The organism is Lysinibacillus sp. VIII_CA (assembly GCF_049943995.1).
GTDB lineage: Bacteria > Bacillota > Bacilli > Bacillales_A > Planococcaceae > Lysinibacillus > Lysinibacillus pinottii.
Genome location: NZ_JBNFXM010000062.1, coordinates 1 through 1,542, shown reverse-complemented (window position 1 = coordinate 1,542; position 1,542 = coordinate 1). Strand labels below are relative to the sequence as shown.

1 protein-coding gene is annotated in these 1,542 nt (G+C 42.0%); it reads right to left on the bottom strand.

Annotated features, from left to right (window positions below; translation table 11 throughout):
* On the bottom strand, window positions 1-1,541 hold a 1,541-nt coding region (gene pruA / locus ACP3VS_RS24160; protein ID WP_012292396.1), incomplete at its 3' end, for an L-glutamate gamma-semialdehyde dehydrogenase.
* Window position 1,542: the final 1 nt, after the last annotated feature.

The following is a 1,542-nucleotide window of genomic DNA, read 5'->3' as shown; positions in this document are numbered from 1 at the left end:
AGCATTTCAGAAGTTGTTTTTGCTTGCATGTGAAGTTGTAGGTAGTCTGGGCCACCAGCTTTTGAGTCTGTACCTGACATGTTGAAGCCACCAAATGGTTGGTAGCCAACAATCGCACCTGTACAGCCACGGTTGAAGTAAAGGTTGCCAACATGGAATTCTTCACGTGCTTTTTCTAAGTTCATGCGGTTTGTCGTAATGACAGCACCTGTTAAACCGTATTCTGTATCGTTCGCAATTTCAATCGCATGATCGAAATCCTTTGCTTTTGCAATCGCTACTACTGGTCCGAAGATTTCTTCTTTCATAATACGTGCAGAAGGCTCTACGTCCGCGAATACAGTTGGCTGTACGAAGTAGCCTACTGAATCATCTGCTGTACCACCAGCTACTAGACGACCTTCGCCTTTACCGATTTCGATGTATTCCGTAATTTTATTGAATGCTGCTTGGTCAATAACCGTTGCCATGAAGTTGCTGAAATCTGTTGGATCTCCAACTGTTAATGCGTTTGTTAACTCTTCTACACGGTTCACCACTTGGTCATACACATCTTCTACGATAACAGCACGAGAACATGCTGAACATTTTTGACCTGAGAAACCAAATGCTGATTTCACGATCGATTGTGCAGCTAATTCAAGATCTGCTTCTTTATCGACAACGATTGTATCTTTACCGCCCATTTCAGCGATAACGCGTTTGATCCAAATTTGACCATCATTTAGGACAGATGCTCGTTGGTTAATACGTAAACCAACATCACGTGAACCTGTGAAGCTGATGAAACGAGTTTTTGGGTGATCCACTAAGTAGTCGCCCACTTCAGCACCAGAACCTGGTACAAAGTTAACAGCTCCTGCTGGAAGACCTGCTTCTTCTAATACTTCGATAAATTTATATGCCACTACTGGTGTTGTAGAAGCTGGTTTTAGTAATACTGTGTTACCTGTTACTAAAGCAGCCACTGTTGTACCAGCCATAATCGCAAATGGGAAGTTCCAAGGTGAGATGACGATACCGATTCCTAGTGGAATATAGTCATAGCGGTTGTATTCACCTGGACGGCTTTCTACTGGTTGACCGTTTTTAATACGTAGCATTTGGCGACCATAGTATTCTAAGAAGTCGATTGCTTCTGCTGTATCTGCATCTGCCTCAGCCCATGGTTTCCCAGCTTCTTTTGTTAATAATGCTGAGAATTCATGTTTACGACGACGAATAATAGCTGCTGCTTTGAAAAGAACGTCTGCACGAATAGCCGGATCTACCTTTTTCCAAGTTTTGAATGTTTCATCTGCTGCTTGCATCGCTTTTTCAGCTAAATCTTTGCTTGCTTTTGACACACGGCCGATAACTTCTGTTTTCTTTGCAGGATTGTACGAAACAATTTTATCTTCCGTTGTAATACGCTCACCACCGATAATAAGTGGGTAGTCTTGCCCTAAGTAACCTTCAACTTTATTTAAAGCCTCTACATAAGCATTGTAGTTTGCCTCTTGTGAAAAATCTGTGAATGGTTCGTGTTTGTATGGAATCATA